At 39.2% G+C, this 20,328-nt stretch carries 20 protein-coding genes; 18 read left to right on the forward strand and 2 right to left on the reverse strand.

Features of this window, described 5'->3' with window-relative positions; all coding sequences use genetic code 11:
* The first annotated feature begins 7 nt into the window (after positions 1-7).
* The 9 genes from galE (at position 8) to HMPREF9707_RS01815 (ending at position 9,892) form a co-directional block, all read left to right on the forward strand.
* Positions 8-1,027: a UDP-glucose 4-epimerase GalE gene (galE, locus tag HMPREF9707_RS01775; protein ID WP_040442998.1), complete on the forward strand. Its 1,020-nt coding sequence runs from the start codon at positions 8-10 to the stop codon at positions 1,025-1,027.
* Position 1,028: 1 nt separating this feature from the next.
* On the forward strand, positions 1,029-1,919 hold the full coding sequence (locus tag HMPREF9707_RS01780) for a hypothetical protein (protein ID WP_006701001.1): 891 nt from the start codon (positions 1,029-1,031) through the stop codon (positions 1,917-1,919).
* A gap of 32 nt (positions 1,920-1,951) precedes the next feature.
* Positions 1,952-3,118, forward strand: a complete 1,167-nt coding sequence (locus HMPREF9707_RS01785) for a nucleotide sugar dehydrogenase (RefSeq protein WP_006701002.1) — start codon at positions 1,952-1,954, stop codon at positions 3,116-3,118.
* A gap of 62 nt (positions 3,119-3,180) precedes the next feature.
* Positions 3,181-4,332, forward strand: coding sequence for a glycosyltransferase (locus HMPREF9707_RS01790; RefSeq protein WP_006701003.1), 1,152 nt, complete (start codon positions 3,181-3,183; stop codon positions 4,330-4,332).
* Positions 4,333-4,340: 8 nt separating this feature from the next.
* Complete coding sequence (locus HMPREF9707_RS01795) at positions 4,341-5,759, forward strand: lipopolysaccharide biosynthesis protein (protein WP_006701004.1); 1,419 nt, start codon at positions 4,341-4,343, stop codon at positions 5,757-5,759.
* A 13-nt stretch (positions 5,760-5,772) separates the two neighbouring features.
* Complete coding sequence (locus HMPREF9707_RS01800; RefSeq protein ID WP_006701005.1) at positions 5,773-7,080, forward strand: O-antigen ligase family protein; 1,308 nt, start codon at positions 5,773-5,775, stop codon at positions 7,078-7,080.
* Complete coding sequence (locus tag HMPREF9707_RS01805; protein ID WP_006701006.1) at positions 7,055-8,113, forward strand: YveK family protein; 1,059 nt, start codon at positions 7,055-7,057, stop codon at positions 8,111-8,113. The genes HMPREF9707_RS01800 and HMPREF9707_RS01805 overlap by 26 nt, the downstream gene beginning before the upstream one ends.
* Positions 8,114-8,125: 12 nt before the next feature.
* Entirely contained in the window at positions 8,126-8,887 is a 762-nt protein-coding gene (locus tag HMPREF9707_RS01810; RefSeq protein ID WP_006701007.1) for a glycosyltransferase family 2 protein, read from the forward strand.
* 45 nt (positions 8,888-8,932) lie between these two features.
* Positions 8,933-9,892: an NAD(P)-dependent oxidoreductase gene (locus tag HMPREF9707_RS01815; RefSeq protein WP_006701008.1), complete on the forward strand. Its 960-nt coding sequence runs from the start codon at positions 8,933-8,935 to the stop codon at positions 9,890-9,892.
* Between the two features lie 67 nt (positions 9,893-9,959).
* On the opposite strand, the gene HMPREF9707_RS01820 is transcribed toward HMPREF9707_RS01815, so the two are convergent.
* Both HMPREF9707_RS01820 and HMPREF9707_RS01825 read right to left on the reverse strand, forming a co-directional pair.
* Positions 9,960-10,418, reverse strand: coding sequence for a threonine/serine exporter family protein (locus tag HMPREF9707_RS01820; RefSeq protein WP_006701009.1), 459 nt, complete (start codon positions 10,416-10,418; stop codon positions 9,960-9,962).
* Positions 10,415-11,188 (reverse strand): threonine/serine exporter family protein, encoded by a 774-nt coding sequence (locus tag HMPREF9707_RS01825; RefSeq protein WP_006701010.1) that lies wholly within the window; start codon positions 11,186-11,188, stop codon positions 10,415-10,417. The genes HMPREF9707_RS01820 and HMPREF9707_RS01825 overlap by 4 nt, the downstream gene beginning before the upstream one ends.
* A 108-nt stretch (positions 11,189-11,296) precedes the next feature.
* Here HMPREF9707_RS01825 and recX point away from each other — a divergent pair, with 108 nt between their 5' ends.
* The 9 genes from recX to HMPREF9707_RS01870 all read left to right on the forward strand — a co-directional run bounded on the left by recX (position 11,297) and on the right by HMPREF9707_RS01870 (position 20,310).
* Positions 11,297-12,121: a recombination regulator RecX gene (gene recX, locus HMPREF9707_RS01830; RefSeq protein WP_006701011.1), complete on the forward strand. Its 825-nt coding sequence runs from the start codon at positions 11,297-11,299 to the stop codon at positions 12,119-12,121.
* Positions 12,105-13,265, forward strand: a complete 1,161-nt coding sequence (gene mutY / locus HMPREF9707_RS01835; protein WP_006701012.1) for an A/G-specific adenine glycosylase — start codon at positions 12,105-12,107, stop codon at positions 13,263-13,265. The genes recX and mutY overlap by 17 nt, the downstream gene beginning before the upstream one ends.
* Positions 13,266-13,369: 104 nt before the next feature.
* A complete protein-coding gene (locus tag HMPREF9707_RS01840) occupies positions 13,370-13,924 on the forward strand; it encodes a DUF402 domain-containing protein (protein ID WP_006701013.1) in 555 nt (184 codons plus the stop codon).
* An 87-nt stretch (positions 13,925-14,011) separates the two neighbouring features.
* The gene (locus HMPREF9707_RS01845; protein WP_006701014.1) at positions 14,012-14,557 is read left to right on the forward strand and encodes a TIGR01440 family protein; all 546 of its coding nucleotides are present in this window, start codon (positions 14,012-14,014) and stop codon (positions 14,555-14,557) included.
* A gap of 93 nt (positions 14,558-14,650) precedes the next feature.
* A complete protein-coding gene (gene glpK, locus HMPREF9707_RS01850) occupies positions 14,651-16,147 on the forward strand; it encodes a glycerol kinase GlpK (RefSeq protein ID WP_006701015.1) in 1,497 nt (498 codons plus the stop codon).
* Between the two features lie 20 nt (positions 16,148-16,167).
* The gene (locus HMPREF9707_RS01855; protein WP_006701016.1) at positions 16,168-17,085 is read left to right on the forward strand and encodes an aldo/keto reductase; all 918 of its coding nucleotides are present in this window, start codon (positions 16,168-16,170) and stop codon (positions 17,083-17,085) included.
* Positions 17,086-17,126: 41 nt separating this feature from the next.
* Positions 17,127-17,591 (forward strand): S-ribosylhomocysteine lyase, encoded by a 465-nt coding sequence (locus tag HMPREF9707_RS01860; protein WP_006701017.1) that lies wholly within the window; start codon positions 17,127-17,129, stop codon positions 17,589-17,591.
* A 12-nt stretch (positions 17,592-17,603) separates the two neighbouring features.
* Positions 17,604-19,574 (forward strand): alpha/beta hydrolase family protein, encoded by a 1,971-nt coding sequence (locus HMPREF9707_RS01865; protein ID WP_006701018.1) that lies wholly within the window; start codon positions 17,604-17,606, stop codon positions 19,572-19,574.
* A gap of 202 nt (positions 19,575-19,776) precedes the next feature.
* Positions 19,777-20,310, forward strand: a complete 534-nt coding sequence (locus HMPREF9707_RS01870; protein WP_006701019.1) for a hypothetical protein — start codon at positions 19,777-19,779, stop codon at positions 20,308-20,310.
* Positions 20,311-20,328: the final 18 nt, after the last annotated feature.

Consider the following 20,328-nt stretch of genomic DNA (forward strand, 5'->3'; position numbering starts at 1 on the left):
TCATAAGGTGACGATATTAGTAACAGGTGGAACAGGATATATCGGGAGTCATACGGTTGTTGAGTTAATCGAAAATGATTACGATGTCGTGATTATTGATAACTTATCAAATAGTGACCCAGAAGTATTAGAACGGCTATATCAAATAACGAGGCAGCACGTTCCTTTTTATTATGGAGATATTCGTGATGCGAAAATATTAGATCAAATATTTAATGAACATACAATTGATGGGGTTATTCATTTTGCAGGATTAAAATCGGTCGGGGAGTCCGTTGAACAACCCATTGATTATTACCAAAATAATGTGGCAGGTTCCCTGACACTACTTGAAGTTATGCAAGCGCATGAGGTGGAGCGTATCGTTTATAGTTCATCAGCAACGGTATACGGTGCCCATAATCAATCTCCTCTCGATGAATCGATGCCCATCGGGGAAGCAACCAATCCCTATGGCTACAGTAAAATTGTGGTCGAGCAAATGATTCATGATTTAGTCAAATCGAATCCAGTATGGAGTGCTGTGATGTTACGCTACTTTAATCCGATTGGTGCTCATCAGAGTGGGTTAATTGGTGAAGAACCAAGTGGTATTCCCGCAAATATTATGCCTTATTTGACTCAAGTTGCGATTGGGAAGTTACCGGTACTTCGAGTTTACGGCAATGATTATTCAACACAAGATGGAACCGGCGTTCGGGACTATATTCATGTGGTCGATTTAGCAAAAGCTCATGTCAAAGCACTACAATATACGCAAGCCCAATCAGGCTATCAAATTTATAATTTAGGAACGGGTAAAGGCTACTCGGTCTTAGAGCTTGTCCATACCTTTGAAGCGGTAACGGGGCAATCGATTCCTTTAGAATATGTTGACCGTCGGGCCGGAGATTTAGCAGAAGTTTATGCCAATCCTGCTTTAGCAGCAAAAGAGCTCCATTGGCAAGCGCAATATAACTTAGAAGATATGTGCCGTGATAGTTGGCGCTGGCAGTCGCAAAATGTGACAGGCTATAAGGGGGATTAAGATGGCCAAATCATCTCATCCGATTCCGAAGGTGACGGTAACTTATGGGCAACGTCCCAAGCGAAGTCGCCGTTGGCCAATTGGCTTATTAATCTTCATTGTTTTAATCTTTGTAGGTTTATCTTATGTCTTGTATTATCAACACCAAGTTGACAGGACTTATCGAGAGACCATCTATCAAGCGCATTCAGAAACGGAATCGGATAGGTTACAAGGACCAATTGCCTTGATTGCTTTAAATAATCAAATTCAACAAGGCGTAACGCAAGAGAATGTTGCGTGGTTGAATATTATCACGCTAGACGCCACTGAACCGCAGGTCAATCAACTTGTGATGCCGTTAGATTTATATCATCTACCATCGCAAAGTTGGTTATTTGATTATGGACGCCAGGGCGTTGGACGAGGTATTGATCAGTTGATTGATGCGCAAGTAGCAATACAACATCAGATTACCGTGCGGTTAAATCGGTTGCGTCCGTTGTTAGATTTGGTAGGGCCGATTGATATTATTTTGCCAAATGAAATAACAATTGCAGAGCGAACATTTCCTGCTCAACAGACAATCACATTAACACCATTAGAAATGGATCAGTTGTTGAGCCGTTCAACGGGTCAGGATTATCAGCACCTCTATCAAATTCAGCAAACTATCATCCAAGAATTATTTACGACAATCCAATCTAGAGCGTATCGTTTGAAGTGGGTTGAAATTTTAAACTGCTTAAAAGAAGCGGTTGTTACCGATATTCCATTTAATAACCGATACTTATGGTCGATTCAACACTATCATTGGGAGACTGAATTTCTAAGTGATCGAGTGAATATTCGCTATAATGCAGAAGAAAATCGGTATGAATGGGAAGAATCATTACAGGAAGTCATACAATAGATACAGCAATAGTCATTAAGAAGGGAATAAAAATGAAAGTTACAGTGGTAGGCGTTGGGTATGTAGGATTAGCCAATGCGTTATTATTAGCACAACACCATTCAGTCACTGCGTTAGATATCAATCCAGACATTGTCAAAATGCTTAATCAAAAGCAAAGTCATCTGCAAGATAAAGAAATTGAATCCTTTATTCAGCAGGACCAGCTAGATTTCAAAGCAACGACTGATCGCCAAGCAGCGTATAAAGATGCTGAAATGGTCGTCATTGCGACACCAACCAATTACGATGAAACGAATAACTTCTTCGATACATCTTCTGTGGACGCGGTGATCGATGAGGTAGTTCAATTAGGTAGAAATATCCCAATTGTCATCAAGTCCACCGTGCCTGTAGGTTACACGCAATCGAAGCATCGACAATATCCAGCTGAAACCATTATATTTTCACCAGAATTTCTACGAGAAGGTAAAGCACTTTATGATAATCTCTATCCTTCACGGATTATTGTGAGTGATGAAGGAGAGGCAGCGAATCAATTTGCCCAAATGTTAGTCGAAGGTGCGGAGAAATCTCCAATAGAGGTCTTGCAGATGCCTGCGACCGAAGCCGAAGCTGTAAAATTATTTGCTAATACATATTTAGCGATGCGCGTGGCGTTCTTTAATGAATTAGATACTTACGCGCAAGTTAGAGGGTTGGACACCCAATCGATTATCGAAGGTGTAGGACTTGATCCGCGTATCGGCCAACATTATAATAATCCATCTTTCGGTTACGGAGGGTATTGTCTTCCAAAAGATACGAAACAACTTTTAGCGAACTTTAAAGATGTACCGAATGAATTAGTTCGAGCGATTGTTCAATCGAATGATACACGGAAGCAATTTATAACGCAGTCTATTCTTGAACTGAACCCTACAACGGTGGGAGTCTATCGGCTGACGATGAAGCAAGGGTCAGATAACTTTAGAGAATCAGCTGTTCAAAGTGTGATGAAGCAACTGAAGCAAGCAGAGGTTCAAGTGATTATTTATGAACCTACAATTGATGAAGACTATTATTTAGACTACCAATGTATGGCAGACTTAGAGCAATTTAAACAACAATCGGATGTAATTATTACGAATCGATACCATCAAGATTTACAAGATGTGTTGGCAAAGGTGTATACCCGTGATATTTATAACGAGAATTAGTCAGAGACAATACTCACTATTGGCTAATAGTGGGTATTGTTTTGTGTAAGGGGAATAGGAAGATGAAGCGAGTGAACCAAGTCAGAATACTGCATATTATGAGCTCTTATGGTGGAGGCATCTCGACGTTTATTCATAATTTAGCAACTGAGATGTCGAAGTATCATATTGTCTTTGATGTAGTTACTTACAGTGACTGTCCAGAACATTTTGTCAAAGCAATTCGTCAGACAGGTGGCGATGTTTATCAGCTGAAAAACCCAAAGAAATCGGGTTGGTCAGCGTTCAAACATTCGATAAGTCGGGTATTAAAGCTTTATGACTATCAGGTTGTTCATTGCCATATTACAGGTTATCGAGCGGGAATCTATTGGAGTATGGTCCGACGTTTTAGTCCTCAGAGTAAATTTGTGATTCATGCGCATTATATCGCGACAATGCCTGAACATCCGGTGAAACGGATTGGATACTTTATGACACAACAACTGAATCGGTCGTTAAGTGACCTCTATGTCGGTTGTAGTTATCAAGCGATTGAGTCGATTTTTGGCTATCAAGTGTCTAAATCACAAGGTATTATTATTCCAAATAGTATTGATGAGTCGAAATTTCTTTACTCAAAAGAACAATATCAAACATTGCGAGAACAATGGCGTGGTTATTTTGACATTGAATCAGATCAGTATGTGACCGGTCAAATTGGTCGATTAGCTAAAATAAAAAATCACAAACTGACATTGCAAATTGCACAACTTGCTAAAGAAAAGCATCTGCCATATCGCTTTATTTTCTTTGGTCAAGGTCCAATGGAGTCAGAGTTAAAGATGATGATTGAAGAATATCAGCTCGAAAAAATCGTAATTTTAGCAGGTCGATATGAGCAAATGGATCAAATCTTCCCGATGCTTGATGCGACGATTCTCCCTTCCTTTAATGAAGGACTGGGTACCGTGGCCATTGAGAGTCAAGCAGGAGGGATACCGGTTGTTTTATCAGAAAATGTGCCAGCTGAAGCGGATTTAGGGATGGGGCTAGTTTATCGTCAAAATTTAACTGCCCCGATTGAATTCTGGCTTGAAAGCTTACAAACTGCCATGACACATCAACCCGTTCCAGTTGAAGAACGAAGTTATGCTCTGACTCGTAGTAAATATACAAATCACCAAGCTGCTCGTGTATATGCGAGTTCCATTGCGGGTGTTATTAAGATATAGGTGAGATTATGAAACACTTTATTAAACGATTGGCTGGGTTTAGTTTAGGCCCAATTTTAGGTGCAGCGATTTCTTTTATCTTATTTCCAATTTTTATAAATTTATTACCTGTCGGAGAATATGGTCGTGCGGGTGGTTTTCAAAGCTTGCTCGTTCAATTACCTACGTTTATTTATTTAGGATTAGACCAGGCTTATACGCGGGAATTTAACCATCACGAAGATAAGAAATATTTGATTCAGCAAGCAATGTTACCATCCTTAGCGATGGGGGCACTTGTAACTTTGGTCATGTCATTTTTTGCTCGACCGATTGCTCAGTGGAGCTTAGGGAATGGGGATTATTACTATATCGTGATTGCATCCATGGGCTGGGTTATTATTACTATTATTGAACGTTTTGTTCAATTACATATTCGAATGGAAGAGCGTGCCCTTGAATATTCTTTATTTACTTTAAGTATTAAAATAGGAATCTTTATTGCGACGCTAGGATTGATTTTCCTAGGTATTCGTGACTTCCGTGTCGTTATTTATGGTCTATTACTAGGGACGATATTAGCGGATAGTATTTTGTTTTATCGCTACCGCCATTTACTTGATTTTAGAGGATATAATTTTGATTCCTCTCTGATTCGTCAATTATTTTCTTTTGGCTTGCCAATTATGATGGCTGTTTCGCTCAGTGCATTATTGAATTTGATGGATATTATCTTTTTACAAAGCTATTCTGATTTTCGTAACTTAGGGATTTATAAAGCGGGGAGTCAGCTCGCGGCAATTTTAGGTATTATGAAGACCGCGTTTACGAGTTTCTGGATACCAACAGCCTACCGCTGGTATCACGAAGAGCGCGATATTAAGCACTATGCTTATATTAGTGACTTGATTTTGATGTTTATGTCACTGATATATTTTGGGTTACTGTTATTAAAGTATCCAATTACGTTTGTGCTTAATCCGAGTCGAGAATATCTTGAGTTAATGTATATTGTGGGGTTATTGGCTTTTCCGCACTTAATGTATACACTTTCTGAAACAACAACGCTAGGTATTGTGTTCTCGAAACGTACCGGATATAACGTTGTGGTGAGTTTGCTTTCGTTAATCGTCAGTGCAACTTTAAACGGTCTTTTAACGCCAACATTCGGTTATCGTGGAGCTGCAGTGGCTTCGTCGGTCGCTTACTTTGTTTTCTACTTAGCTCGAACTTACTTCTCATGGCGAACAGGATTTTACTTTAGCCAAGTGAAGCAATTATCCGTTGCGACACTGATGCTCATCGCTGGGATCATGAATTTATATGAACGTCCGTCAATATTATTGTGGACGGCACTTTTTGCAGTAGTTGCACTCGTTATTCAGATTCCTACATTTAAGACAACCTATCAAATATATCAAGCACCTGATGAGTGGGATTTTACATAAAAGGAGGGATTGAATGCGTCGTTATGTTCTAATGATGGCCATGATGGTATTTTTAGGGACTGAAATTTTAGCGTTATCCACGCCTGTGGGACAATTGACACTATATCGACTCATGGCATTAGGCTGCTGGCCGATCTTACTGTATAGTACGATCATCGATTCTCGGCAAATTAAGATTGACGTTAACAATCCCGCTTGGCTCCATCCACTAGTTTATTTAATTTGGTTAATTTGGGGTCTTTTTTCTGGGCTTTGGGCGGGCTCGTTCAAACACTGGGTTCAAGCCTCTTTTCTACTTTTAGTAGGCGTCTCAAGTGTGTGGGCACTTGTTTTATGGATTGAGAATCGATTCGACTGGAACAAATTGGCGCGAAGTATTTGGTGGATGATGACAGGACTCTTATTATGGGGGCTATTCGAAGTCTTTACAAATACATACTTACTAGCAGATTTGAGTAAGTTAGACCCTTATAATCAGTTTGCGCTAGGATGGACACGACGAATCCCGGTCACTATTTTCACCAATCAAAATGATTATGCCACAATGTTAATTGCGTACATATCCTTAACAGTTGTCCGATGCATTCAAACCAAACAGCCCTGGTGGAAAGTTCTATATCTCGTCTACCTATTATTAACGGGCTTATTAATTTTTCTCACGGATTCCCGTATGATTTTACTCAGTACGCTGCTTTACTTTATTATTTTATGGCTACTTGAATATCGGATTGATTATAGTGCCAAGCAAATTATCAAGCTGGCTGTACTTGCAGGCTTTATATTGGCAGGAGTCATTATTATTACACCTAGCTTTAGAGAGAAAGTCATGCATTTGATTCATATTGTGGGACCGAGTATGAATACGGGGGATTCTCGCCGTATGAATCTTTGGCGGAACGGCTTAGTCTTATTTTCCCAGAGCTTAGGCCTTGGAGTTGGTGCTGGTAATATTGAATATCAGATGCAAATGCAACCTTTTCTCCCAGTGGATGGATTTACCAATATTCATAATTGGTGGTTAGAAATTTTAGTCTCATATGGAGCTATTACTTTTGTATTTTATGTATTTAGTTACGGGATGATGCTTCGTCAATTATTTGAATTGCGTAATTGGCAGCCTGTTAGGAGGCGGCAGATAACCAATGTTTTTATTGCATTTTTAATTGTTTATATTTTTGCTAGTATTACCAGTGCAAATAATATAAAGATTGAATGGCATTGGGTGTATTTTGGTCTTATCATCAGTTATCTTCGCATTGAATATCAACATTATCGAAATGAAAAAGAGGGATATTATGAACTTATCAACCATATTGCGTGAATTTTGGCGAATGCTACGAGATCATATATTAATAGTTGTCCTTAGCTCACTACTAATTGGTGGTCTCAGTGTATTTTTTCGTTATCAAATTACCAATTATCGCTTAAGTGAAATTAAAGAACCTATCAATCATTTAACACAAGTTTATCAGCAACAACCCGCTACGTTCAAAGCAATTGTGCTAGTAGAAGACGGACAACTGTTTAATAACGCATATGCCTATGACGAGCTATTTAGTACGCCAACAGTCGTTTCACAAATTGAATCGTTGACACAAGTTGATATTGCTCGTACATTAGATAGCGAACGACAAGTAGAGTTGTATAAAAATTATGCCTTCCGAGGAGGCGTTGCAGCATTGCGCGACTCAGCTTCGGGTGTTTTTACGTTTCGTTTCTTAGTTGGTAAAACAGCAGAAGAAAATTTAGCGGTCGCGAATGCTTATTACGATTTACTTCAAAATCAACCAGATATTCTTGATGCAGGGCAGCGAGTAACACTCCTAAGTGAGCCGGAAATTTTAGAATTAGATAATATCGATGAATTATCGATTGTACCTACTATCGAAACATTGAATATCTATCGTTCGACCCGCGCTAAACCTTTAATCTTGTACGGAGTATTAGGAATTTTATTAGGAGCAATCTTAGCTTTTGGCGTCATGTTATTAAAACGATTATTTAGTGAAAAAATTCAATACGCATTTGAATATTCATGGGAATTATCGGATCGACATGAACTTCTTTCATGGCGTGATTTTGATCATGCGCGCCAAGTGGAGTCTTTTCAATATCCAAGGGTTACTCAACGTTGGATTTTCGATCAAATTGGCAACTTGTTTGAAACGGATTCGTTCTCCTCAGAAAGTCATTATCTTACAGATTTCGGTCAATTAATCCAATTAGCGGATGCGCCAGATGAAATAATGATCATAATCCAAGCAGGACAGACGGATAAAGCATGGTATCGTCGGGTACGTGAATTAACCGAACGTTACCACTGTCCCATTCGAATTCTACAACTAAATCCTTAGGAGGTATTACAGATGGATTATAAGAGTGGTTTGATTTCAATTATTACACCTGTCTATAATAGTGCAGACTTAATTCAATCCACCATTGATTCAATTCAGCTACAGACTTACCCTCAATGGGAATTATTTTTAGTCAATGATGCGAGTCAAGATGATTCACTTGCAATTTGTCAAGCTTACGCTGAAGCGGATGAAAGAATTAAAGTGATTGATTTATCGGTTAATCAAGGTGCGGCTGTAGCACGTAATACGGGTCTAGAGCAGGCGCAGGGAGAATATATTGCATTTGTAGATAGTGACGACGTATGGTCACCTGAAAAGTTAGAACGCCAGCTTAAATTTATGCAAGAGCATCACTATGGTTTTACTTATACAGGGCTGGCTCGGATGAATTTATCAGGTGAAATCATACAAGATTCAGTTCCGATACCACTCAAGACGAGTTACCGCCAACTTTTAAAGAACACTGCGATTGCATGTTCAACTGTCATGATCAATCGACAAATAGTGGGAGATTTCCGAATGCCAAATTTACGCCGTGGGCAAGACACGGCGACGTGGTTAATGTTAATGCGCGAACGGAATATTGAAGCTTATGGTCTTGATAAAGTATTAAATTATTATCGTCAAGTGCCGGGGTCGATTTCTAGCAATCGATGGACCGCTTTAAAACGGACATGGCATTTATATCGTAATGTCGAAAAACTTCCTCTCTTTCAAGCCATCTATTACTTTATCTGGTACGGATTCAATGCAGTTCGTCGCCGGTTATAGTAGACTATAGATAAGATACTGGAATTGATAGAAAGGATGAACAGAATGTTAGTAAGTTTAATCGAACCTTTGAGTGTTCCTAAAGAGCTGATTGAAGCGTTAGCGCAGCCAATCAAAGAATCGGGGCACCAGTTTACTTGTTATGATTCTAAGTGGGCAGATGAGGAAGAGTTATTAAGCCGTACGGATGGCGCAGATATTATTATGTTAGCTAATACACCCATTAGCGAGGAAGTGATTGCGCGCAATCCAAATTTAAAATTAATTAATGTGGCCTTTACAGGGGTGGACCATGTGCCTGTTAAACAGGCTGATGAAAAGGGGATTAAAGTTTGTAATGCAGCAGGGTATGCGAATACAGCCGTCGCAGAGCTAGCAATTGCCATGACACTTAGTTTGTACCGAGAGATTGGACCGAGTGAACGCGATTTAAGAATGGCTGAGAATTACCCTGGAGCGATTATCGGACAGGAAATTCGTGGCAAGACTGTGGGTATTATTGGTACGGGATTAATTGGTATGGAGACAGCACGACTTTTCAAAGCGTTTGGCGCAAACCTACTTGGTTATGATCAAGTTGAAAATGCTGAAGCCAAAGAAATCGGTATGACATATGGGACGCTCGGTGAAGTCCTACAACAAAGTGATATCGTCTCACTTCATCTACCACTTAATGACTCGACACGCCATATTATTAATGCCGAAAAGCTTCGTCAGATGAAGTCATCGGCAATATTAATTAATATTGCAAGAGGTCCGATTATTAAAATGGATGATTTAGTTGAAGCGTTAAAGAATGGTCAGATTGTTGGAGCAGGATTGGATGTCTATGATACTGAGCCACCTTTATCAGCTGATGCGCCAATATTTGAAGCACCAAATGTCGTCTTAACTCCCCATATCGGTTATTATACGAAAGAAGCCATGGCACATCGTGCACGCATTGCTTTCGATAATACAATGAATTTTATAAATGAAGAGCCAAGTAATTTAGTTCAACCATAAAAAATAACATACTCAATTTCTACAGCTTTATATGCCGTTGAAGTTGGGTATGTTATTCTTTATCTTACTATTTGTTTGCAATGATTCGATGGCGGTGGTTGATAATTTTAACGATAATTTCGACCATTGAGTCGACGAAGAAGACACCTACCGCAATAATACCAGCGATTGATAAAGTATCGATGAGGTAGTGTTGCGACTGGACGTAATCTAATTGAATAAAGGAAAGGGCCATCCGATACATTGAAGTTCCAGGTACATAAAGGAAGAAAGATGGAATTAAAAAAATTGTGACCGGTGCTTTATATTTTCTCGCAAAAATATGAGCTGCGACCGTGAAAAATATACAGGCAATTAAATATGCGGGATAACTTCCATAACGTCCTTGTGCATATAAAAATACCATATAACTTAAGGCTCCGATGATGCTCGCCCGGAAGATAAAAAATCTAGGAATTTCGAAAGTAACCCCGGCCGCCATTGAAGCACATAGGGCACCTATCAATTGAGTAAAGACTGCAATCATCGTAACACCCCTCTAAAGATAAAAATTCCCAGTACAACACCAATTGCAAGACTGATGGCCGTAACTAAAGCGGCTGAAATAAAAGCGACCCCCGATAAATAATCCCCTTTTAGCATATCGCGAATTCCATTGGTCACAAGCGTTCCAGGATAAAGAGGCATCAATCCAGCAATAATTACTAAGTCCGGCGAATACCACCCCGGTGCTAATCGGTCTATACCGTGGGCAACAAGCGCAATACTTAAAGTGGTGACGGAACCCCGTATAAATTCATTAAGCCCTAATTTTTTATGAAGCATACGAGAGAACATAACAATCGTACCGACTAAAGAGGATGCTAAAATATCAACCAGTCCACCGCCCAATAACATTGTAAAACTCATTACGAGAAAAATATTGGCAATATCTTTGTTGAATTCACTATATTCAGCTCGATCGATTTCGACTAATTTATCATAAGCTTGATAAATATCGATTTGTCCACTTGTTAATTGACGGGAGACATTGTTCACTTTATAAATTCGTCCTAAACGATTGCTAAAGTTGTGAACTCTCGTTACCATAGTAATAGGAATCATGTTATTATCGTGGTCTGCCAAAGTAAGATACAGCCCCGTGTTATTAGTACTGACCTCAGCCACCGGCAACCCACTTGCCAACAAGAAGTGGCGTGCCGTTTCTTCCACTCGGTAACTTTCTGCTCGAGATTCAAGTAGGATCTTACCAGCGAGCTCAGCGGTTCGTGCGTAAATCATATATTGTTGTGTCAAATTCGCCACCTCCAGTCCATTAATAATAGTATCATATCAGAAAATGATGCGGGTTTGAAGTGGCTCCTTAAGCTATCGAGATGTTTAATATATATAGAAGGAGTAAGCATGAAAATAACGAAGATTGAACCTCAAAAAAATAATCATGAGCGTTATTCAATTTATGTTGATGAGGAATTTTATGTTGGAATCCATGAAGAAGTCTTAATTCAAATGGGACTGTACCAAGGACAGACAGTGACCCAAGCACAACTCGATCAATTAACGCATCATGAAAAAGAACATAAAGTAATTGATAAGGCATTGAATTATTTAAGTTACGGCTTACGTTCGATTTCTGAGATGCGCAAGTATTTAATGCAACAGTCCTTTGAATTAGAACATATCGAAGCGACTATTGAACGGACGATTGAAAAATTAATTCAAATGAATTATTTAAATGATGAAGAATACGCTAAAAGCTATGTGCGTACTGCTGCAAACCTTAATCGAAAAGGACCGCGAAAAATTCATCAAGAATTAAAGCAGCGGGGTGTCAGTGAGTCCCATATTATGACCGGGCTTGATGAATATCCAATGACGCAACAATTGGAAAATGCATTCGACTTAGCTGAAAAATATTGTCGCAGTAAAACAAAATATCCTCCAGCAATGTTAAAAAATAAGTTGTATCAATATTTATTACAAAAAGGCTTCGCTAGAGAAGTTATTCAAGAATCCATTGATCAAGTTGAATTTTCGAGCAATCCCGAAGAACAATATGATCGTCTAAATCGAGAAGGAGAACGCTTATTGCGTCGTCATCAACGTAAATATACTGGATATGAGCTCCAACACCGTGTATCCAGCGGGCTTTACAGCAAAGGATATGATTATGATTTAATCCAACAATGGCTATTAGATAAGGAGGAGGCTTTTGAAGAGCAACGCTAAACAACAATTGATTGAACAGTACCCACTGAATTGGTCTGAAGCCAAAATCCAATCTTTTCGTGAACAATTATTAGGGTGGTATGACCAACATCAACGTGACTTGCCGTGGCGTCGAACGGATAATCCTTATTATATTTGGGTTAGCGAGATTATGTTGCAGCAAACACAAGTTGATACGGTGAAACCATATTATGAACGTTTTATTGAGACGTTGCCGACGATTGAAGCATTGGCTACTGCCAGTGAAGCGGAGTTGTTGTCGCTATGGCAAGGACTGGGATATTATTCACGTGTCCGTAATATGCAAGTCGCTGCACAACAAGTAATGTCGGATTATGATGGACAGATGCCTAAGACAATAGAAGGACTTTTATCCTTGAAAGGAATAGGGCCCTACACTGCTGGGGCCGTCGGCAGCATCGCTTTTGGGCTAGTAGAACCCGCTATCGATGGCAACGTGATGCGTATTATGAGTCGTTTATTTGAGATAGATCAAGATATAACATTAACGAGTACGCGAAAACTAATGGCTGCATACTTATACCAATTGATTGATCCAGAGCGGCCTGGAGATTTTAACCAAGCCTTAATGGATATTGGCGCAACCATTATGACGCCGACGAATTATGAGCCACTTGAAAGTCCATTGTTAGATTTTGATCAATCGTATCACAATGGAACGGCACATTTATTTCCGATTAAAGCGAAAAAAGTTAAAGTGATCCCACAAATGAAATTTGCCTATGCGATTCGAAATGTTGAAGGAGAATACTTAGTGCGGCAACATACAGAAGATGAGTTACTTCATGGATTGTGGCATTTTCCCATGGCTGATGTTGAGATGGTCATGGAAGGTGTGACTCAGCATGAGTTATTGGAACCACTGTTGGACCAATATCCTGAAATTACTGAATCACTCTTGCGACAAGCACAATTGATTCAATTTAATGGTGATCAGTTACAAGCACCTACCATTATCCATCAATTTAGTCATCGCAAGTGGACGGTTACCCTTGTAGAAGTCGCATTAAACAATTCAGCAATATCCAATTTTGAATCATTAAAATGGGCAAGTATGGCTCAAATGACTGAATTACCTTTGTCCACCTTACAGCAAAAATTAATGCAACAAATAAAATCATAATAAAAGCTTTATCACCTTTCAAAATAATTAGGGTATGATATAATGTTTGACGAAGTGAATTTGGCGGATAAAATATCTCGCCTTTAACGAAAGTAGGTTAGGTGATGAAGCAACCTCGTGAAGGAGAATTCATCACTATTAAAAGTTATAAACACGATGGTTCGCTGCACCGTACTTGGAGAGACAATATGGTGTTGAAGACAAGTGAAAATTCATTGATCGCATGCAATGATCACACACTTGTAATTGAATCGGATGGACGACGCTGGGTTACTCGAGAAGTCGCTTTAGTATACTACCATAAGCATTTCTGGTTTAACATCATTGCTATGCTGCGTAAACGCGGCGTGACCTATTATTGCAACTTGGCCTCACCTTATGTGATGGATAGAGAAGCATTAAAGTATATAGACTATGATTTGGATATTAAGGTATTTCCGGATGGAGAAAAACGCTTATTAGATTTGGATGAATATGAACTACATGGTAGAAAATACCATTACTCGAATGAAATTGATACAATCATTAAAGATCAAATCCAAGAGTTAGTACGTTGGATAGAAGAGGAACGTGGTCCTTTTTCACCAAGTTTTATCGATATATGGTATAAGCGTTATTGCCAGCTGACCCATGAGCGAGCGAATCGTCTAACTAAATAGTGTGAATTCACAGTATTGAAGCTAATACGTTAGTATTGGCTTTTTTGTTTTTTAAAAAAGCGTTATAATAAGATTGAGGTGAGAAGGATGAATTTAAATGAATTAGAAAATACTTGGCGTGAAATCGTTCAAGATGTCCTTAATCAACTGAATCCACAGCCAGGGCAAGGGTTTGTGTTAGGGTGTAGTACAAGTGAAGTGATGGGCGAACGAATTGGAAAAGGATCTAATGCCGATGTGGGAGAAATGATTATTCGTGTTCTTTTAGCAGCCTTGAAGGAACGCGAAATGTTTTTATGTGTTCAAGGATGTGAACATATTAATCGAAGTCTGGTGGTAGAGAGAGCCGATGCGATTCAACATGGCTGGGAAATTGTCAATGTAGTGCCAGCAATGCATGCCGGAGGCGCTGCCTCGGTCGCTGCTTATAATCAATTTGATGATCCAGTTAATGTTGAACATGTCTGTGTATCGGGTGGGATTGATGTTGGTGACACATTTATCGGGATGCACGTTCAGCATGTTCAAGTCCCTGTTCGTCCAACCATTAAAGAGCTAGGTGGCGCTCATGTAACAGCATTACGCAATCGTCCTAAATATATTGGGGGTCCTCGTGCGCAGTACGAGAAATAATTTCTGAAAGAATTACTCGTTATTGGGTAATTCTTTTTTGCTTGAATTCATATAAGGACTACCATAAAATGAAATGAAAGTGAGGTGAAAGCGTTGCAAAAACAATTTATTATGGCGATTGATCAAGGAACGACGAGCAGTCGAGCCGTCATCGTCAATCATCAAGGGGAGATTGTTGCCGTTGCGCAAGAAGAATTCTCTCAATACTACCCAGAAAATGGCTGGGTAGAACACGATCCATTAGAAATTTGGCAAAGTGTGCAAAATGTTATTTCAAGGGTGCTGATTACAAGTAATCTTCAACCCCATCAAATTGCAGCGATTGGGATTACTAATCAACGCGAGACAACGGTTGTATGGGACCGTCAGAGTGGTAAACCCATCTATCCAGCGATTGTGTGGCAATCCCGTCAGACAGAAGCCATCTCGAATCAACTGATTGAAGCAGGTTACGAAGCACTCATTCAATCGAAAACGGGATTGAAGGTGGATCCATACTTTTCTGCAACAAAGATTCGATGGATTTTGGATAAAGTGCCTGATGCTCAAGCTAAAGCCGAGGCAGGAGAGTTATGTTTTGGTACAATTGATACATGGCTAATTTATCAATTAACCGAAGGTAAAGTCTTTGCAACGGATGTTACGAATGCCGCTCGGACGATGTTATATAATATTAAAACGCTCGAGTGGGATGAAGAGTTGTTGGAGATATTTAATATTCCTAAGGTCATGTTACCGGAAGTTAAGTCTAATTCAGAAATCTTTGGTTATACGCAGACCTATCATTTTTATGGGGAACAAATCCCTATCGCAGGCGTAGCCGGGGATCAACAAGCTGCATTGTTCGGACAACAGGCCTTTGAGCCTGGCACAGTAAAGAATACATACGGTACGGGGTCATTTGTTATGATGAATATCGGTCAGCAAATGCAATTATCTGAACATAATCTCGTTACGACGATTGCTTATCAATTACAGGATAATACCTATTATGCACTTGAAGGTTCGATATTTATTACGGGCGCAGGGATTCAATGGCTACGTGATGGATTGGAATTATTTGAAAAAGCGAGTGACTCAGAAGCATTAGCAATGCAATCGCATGAACGTGATGACTTATATATCGTGCCTGCTTTTACTGGGATGGGTGCCCCATACTGGAATACACAGGTTCGTGGGGCAATCTATGGCATTGATCGTGGGACGAATCGAGCTGATTTTGCTAAAGCGATGCTTCAAGCGATCGCTTATCAGTCACGCGATGTAGTGGATACGATGATGAAAGATACTAATCTCGATGTCACAGTCTTAAAAGCCGACGGTGGCGCGGCTAAAAACAATTATTTGATGCAATTTCAAGCAGATATATTAGGAATTCCGGTTCGAAGAAGTGTCCAGTTGGAAACAACCGCTTTAGGTGTTGCTTATATGGCAGGATTGACGGTAGGCTATTGGGATTCATTGGATCAATTACCAAGCGGGATTGAGCAGTCGGCTTTATTGCAACCGAAGATGGCTGAAGAGACCCGTCAACGCTTATTCGCTGGCTGGCAAAGAGCTGTCCAAAGTACCATTCAATATAGTGAGTAACCCTCTAGAAAGGAAAAATCATGAAGCAAATACAAATTGGAAAAAGTAACTTAAAGGCAAGTACGGTAGCGTTAGGCTGCTGGCGTATGCAACATAAAACCGTTGAAGAAGCGACAGAACTCATTGAAACGGCGCACCAAGTCGGTATTAATTATTTTGACCATGCAGATATTTATGGTGACGGAAAATCGGAGGAAATTTTTGGTCAAGCACTCAAAAAGAGTTCGATTCACCGGGATCAAATTTTAATTCAATCGAAGGTGGGAATTTGTAGCGGCTATTATGATCATTCCAAAGAGCATATTCTCTCTTCAGTCGATCAAATATTATCGCGGCTCCAAGTTGATTTTCTCGATGTTTTATTATTACATCGTCCAGATACGTTGATGGAGGCTGAAGAAGTTGCTGCGGCATTTGATCATTTATATCAAACAGGAAAAGTTAGACATTTTGGTGTATCCAATTATAGTGCAGGGCAAATTGAATATTTAAAAACTGCGGTTGAGCGACCGTTAGAAATTAATCAAGTTGAGTTTGGGCCGGCCTATACTTCTTTAATTGATCAACAATTTAATGTCAATCTAGTGAATGAAGCATCGGTTGATCGCGGTGGTGATTTGCTAAACTATAGTCGAATTCACCAAATGACGTTGCAGCCTTGGTCACCGTTCCACGTCAATTTACAAGAGGGACTCTTTATGAAGCATCCGGACTACCAACAATTAACGGAGACGTTAACGCGTTGTGCTGATCAGTACGGTGTATCCTTTGAAGCGATGGTTATTGCTTGGATATTGCGTCATCCTGCTCAGATGCAACCGCTGGTAGGATCGATGAATCCAGCGCGTGTTGAAGCCATTGCTAAAGTAAGCGAAGTTCAATTAACCCGTCCAGAATGGTACGAAATTTATCGAAGTACCGGTAAGAAATTACCTTAATAAAGTGATATAAATTTGGTGAAAGAAAAGGAGAATAAATCATGGCAAAAGTTGAAAGTTTTAGTCTAGATCATAACGCAGTAAAAGCTCCCTATATTCGGTTAGCAGGTGTTGAAGTTTCTGAAGAGGGATCGCGCATTGAAAAGTACGATATTCGCTTCATCCAACCGAATCAAGATGCACTCCCAACGGCAGCGGTTCACACTTTGGAACATTTTTTAGCAATTCATCTACGTGATGAATTGAAAGGTGTGATTGATATTTCGCCAATGGGGTGTCGCACCGGTTTTTACTTAGTGATTTGGGACGAACATTCGGTTCAGGAAATTCAACAAGCTGTTCAAAATGTGTTGAAAATTGTGACTGAAGCGGATCACGTTGAAGCAACTACCGCAAAAGAATGTGGTAATTATCGCGATCATTCACTTTTTAGTGCAAAAATCTATGCTCAGCAAGTGTTAGATCAACAAATTAGTTTAGACCCATTTGAGCGAATTTTTAAATAAGCGGAGGAAACGATGAAATTAGTTGATATACAAGCACTCGAACAACTAAAAAGTGTGAGCAACCCGATTCAAGTTGGTAAATTAATATTCTTTATTGAAACAGAACTTCAAATGGATTCCAATCATTATGTTCAAACGATTAAAAGTTACCATACAGAGACGGAAGAAGTAAAAGTGTGGAGCCCTGGTGGAACTGTCAATCAACATTTAACTTTAAGTACTGATCAACGATATTTATTCTTTATCTCAAATCACACTGAAGATAAAAAAGCACAATTATTCCGCATGTCTCTCGAAGGAGGTGCTGCAGAGCAGTTAACGAAAGTACCGAAAGGCATTAGTCATTACTTACAGGCAAATGACCACTCCATTTATTACCAATGGAGTGAAGCAACTCAAGATAAAGAGGGTGCTGAACAGGCTGAAAAATCAGAAAAACCGGAAGCAGTCATCGTTGAAGACCTAACATATAAAGCCGATGGCGCAGGTTATCTTGAATATGATAAAGCGTACTACTTATCGAATTTAGACCTAAATTCACTAAAATCCGAGCAAATAATGGAACGGTCTAAACCGTTTAAAGTTAATTTTGTAGCTCGAGATGAGAACTATCTTCTATGGTTTGAAAGCCGTAGCTACCACGATGAATGGCAGCTTGGAGAGAATTTATATCGGCACAATCTTTCAAATGGAGAAGATACATTAATTGCGATTCCACCAAAGAAAGGCTCAATATCATTTGTAAGTGCGAATCCGAGTCAAACAGATTTACTCATGATTGCAAATACGTTTGACTATGCTTTTGTGACGCTTCCAGTATTGTATCGCTATGAAGTTGCTACGGGTCAGTTAACTGCTATTAACCCTGAATTTGATCATTATATTGGGGACATTATTGTGGCAGATTTCCAACAAAATAAAGAAGAGTTTCCCATTGAATGGCTCGATGATGAAGCATTTTTATTTATTGTCACAGCGCAAGGGCGAACCGATCTCTATCGAGGAGATATTGCGGGGAATTACCATTGTCTACTAGACCAGCCGTTACATCTCACAGGTGGTAATATTTGTCCTGGTAGCAAGGAAATATCAGTGACGTATTCATCAGTATCTTTGCCGAGTGCCTTAGGAAAGTTTGATATTGAAGAACGAACACTGACATTAGTTTATGATCCGAACGCTACGACAGAATATCATTATCAAGCAGCTGAAGAAATTAATTATACTGATTCAACCGGACAGCCGATATATGGTTGGTATTTACCTCCAGTAGAGGAGAGTAGCGCTAACGAGAAGTCACATCCAGCGATCTTATATATTCATGGTGGACCACAAGTTTGTTATGGAGAAACATTCTTCCATGAAATGCAATATTTTGCTGCTCAAGGGTATGGTGTGATGATGCTCAATCCACGCGGATCGAATGGTTATGGACAAGCGCATGTCGCTTCAATTTTAGGTGATTATGGTAATGTGGATTATCAAGATTTGATGACAGGATTAGATTACGTGCTTGAACAACATCCTGAAATTGATCAATCCCATTTGTATGTAGCAGGAGGCAGTTATGGTGGTTTTATGACCAACTGGATTGTAGGCCATACCGATCGTTTCCGTGCGGCATGTACGCAACGTTGCATCAGTAATTGGATTAGCTTCTATGGAACGAGTGATATTGGCGCTTTCTTTGTAGAGTGCCAACTTGAGCGTGATCTATCGGATAGTGAAGGATTGTGGAATTTATCGCCATTGAAGTACGCTCACCAATCAAAAACGCCACTATTAATTCTCCATGGTCGAGAGGATTATCGCTGTCCACTTGAACAAGCCCAGCAAATGTATATTGCTATGAAGAAAAAGGGAATTGATACGAAGATGATTGAATTTCCATCTTCTAGCCATGGACTTTCGCGCAATGGACTACCTAATTTGCGAGTGGCTCGCATTCAAGCTATCAAAGATTGGTTCAAAAAACATTCATAATATGTTTTAATTAAAATCTATTTTTAACTGCCATTTCTTTCGTTGTCCTATTTCGACACTTCTAAAATAATATTAAAAACGAAAAAATATTTTAATCAAAATATAATAAAGTGTTGAAAAAAATTAAAACTTTTGTACAATGGAGATAGTATCGAGCTAAGTACTGTGATTTTGCAAATGTTTTTAATAAAAGGAGGATAAAATGAAAAAAATATTTTTAACCATCGTGTCTATCGTGTGGCTGTTACCTTCACAAAATATATTTGCTGAGGAAAATTATAAAGTCTATACAACTTCAGACGAAAATGCGGTTATTGAACAAATTTTAATTTCAGAAGATTCATTAATCTTATCTTTTGCTGGAGGTGCTATAGGCGAAAAATTTATTGAGGTCATACCATACTTACAAATAGAAGACGAAGCGGCAATTAAAAATGCAAATCTAACAATGCCGCCAAGTCAACCGAATGGGTCTTTAGTTTCAAAGGCTAAGGAACTCGAAGAACAAGGTCTTGCGGATGGAGTAATTTATGATGAATTGTCTAAAATTTATGACCCAGTTCAATATGTTGTTAATAAAGATGGGGCGTTTATTATAGAATTTAATGGAATTGATATCTATAATAAAGATAACGTTCTAAGAGTTAGATATAACAAAGTTGTTGTCATCGACGCACAAGTTGAAGATGATAAATTAGTATTCGATAATATTGAATATACACTTGAAACCGAGTAATAACTTAAAAAAACTCGC

Source organism: Falseniella ignava CCUG 37419 (assembly GCF_000301055.1).
In the GTDB taxonomy this organism is placed as follows: Bacteria; Bacillota; Bacilli; order Lactobacillales; family Aerococcaceae; genus Falseniella; species Falseniella ignava.

What these genes read in the sequence shown, in the direction of transcription:
- HMPREF9707_RS01820 (WP_006701009.1), bottom strand. Translation starts at nt 10,418, where the DNA reads ATGATTGCAGTCTTTACTCAATTGATAGGTGCCCTATGTGCTTCAATG.
- recX (WP_006701011.1), top strand. Translation starts at nt 11,297, where the DNA reads ATGAAAATAACGAAGATTGAACCTCAAAAAAATAATCATGAGCGTTAT.
- HMPREF9707_RS01795 (WP_006701004.1), top strand. Translation starts at nt 4,341, where the DNA reads ATGAAACACTTTATTAAACGATTGGCTGGGTTTAGTTTAGGCCCAATT.
- HMPREF9707_RS01840 (WP_006701013.1), top strand. Translation starts at nt 13,370, where the DNA reads ATGAAGCAACCTCGTGAAGGAGAATTCATCACTATTAAAAGTTATAAA.
- HMPREF9707_RS01805 (WP_006701006.1), top strand. Translation starts at nt 7,055, where the DNA reads ATGAACTTATCAACCATATTGCGTGAATTTTGGCGAATGCTACGAGAT.
- HMPREF9707_RS01785 (WP_006701002.1), top strand. Translation starts at nt 1,952, where the DNA reads ATGAAAGTTACAGTGGTAGGCGTTGGGTATGTAGGATTAGCCAATGCG.
- HMPREF9707_RS01815 (WP_006701008.1), top strand. Translation starts at nt 8,933, where the DNA reads ATGTTAGTAAGTTTAATCGAACCTTTGAGTGTTCCTAAAGAGCTGATT.
- HMPREF9707_RS01810 (WP_006701007.1), top strand. Translation starts at nt 8,126, where the DNA reads ATGGATTATAAGAGTGGTTTGATTTCAATTATTACACCTGTCTATAAT.
- HMPREF9707_RS01790 (WP_006701003.1), top strand. Translation starts at nt 3,181, where the DNA reads ATGAAGCGAGTGAACCAAGTCAGAATACTGCATATTATGAGCTCTTAT.
- HMPREF9707_RS01865 (WP_006701018.1), top strand. Translation starts at nt 17,604, where the DNA reads ATGAAATTAGTTGATATACAAGCACTCGAACAACTAAAAAGTGTGAGC.
- HMPREF9707_RS01860 (WP_006701017.1), top strand. Translation starts at nt 17,127, where the DNA reads ATGGCAAAAGTTGAAAGTTTTAGTCTAGATCATAACGCAGTAAAAGCT.
- HMPREF9707_RS01800 (WP_006701005.1), top strand. Translation starts at nt 5,773, where the DNA reads ATGCGTCGTTATGTTCTAATGATGGCCATGATGGTATTTTTAGGGACT.
- HMPREF9707_RS01870 (WP_006701019.1), top strand. Translation starts at nt 19,777, where the DNA reads ATGAAAAAAATATTTTTAACCATCGTGTCTATCGTGTGGCTGTTACCT.
- HMPREF9707_RS01780 (WP_006701001.1), top strand. Translation starts at nt 1,029, where the DNA reads ATGGCCAAATCATCTCATCCGATTCCGAAGGTGACGGTAACTTATGGG.
- HMPREF9707_RS01855 (WP_006701016.1), top strand. Translation starts at nt 16,168, where the DNA reads ATGAAGCAAATACAAATTGGAAAAAGTAACTTAAAGGCAAGTACGGTA.
- HMPREF9707_RS01845 (WP_006701014.1), top strand. Translation starts at nt 14,012, where the DNA reads ATGAATTTAAATGAATTAGAAAATACTTGGCGTGAAATCGTTCAAGAT.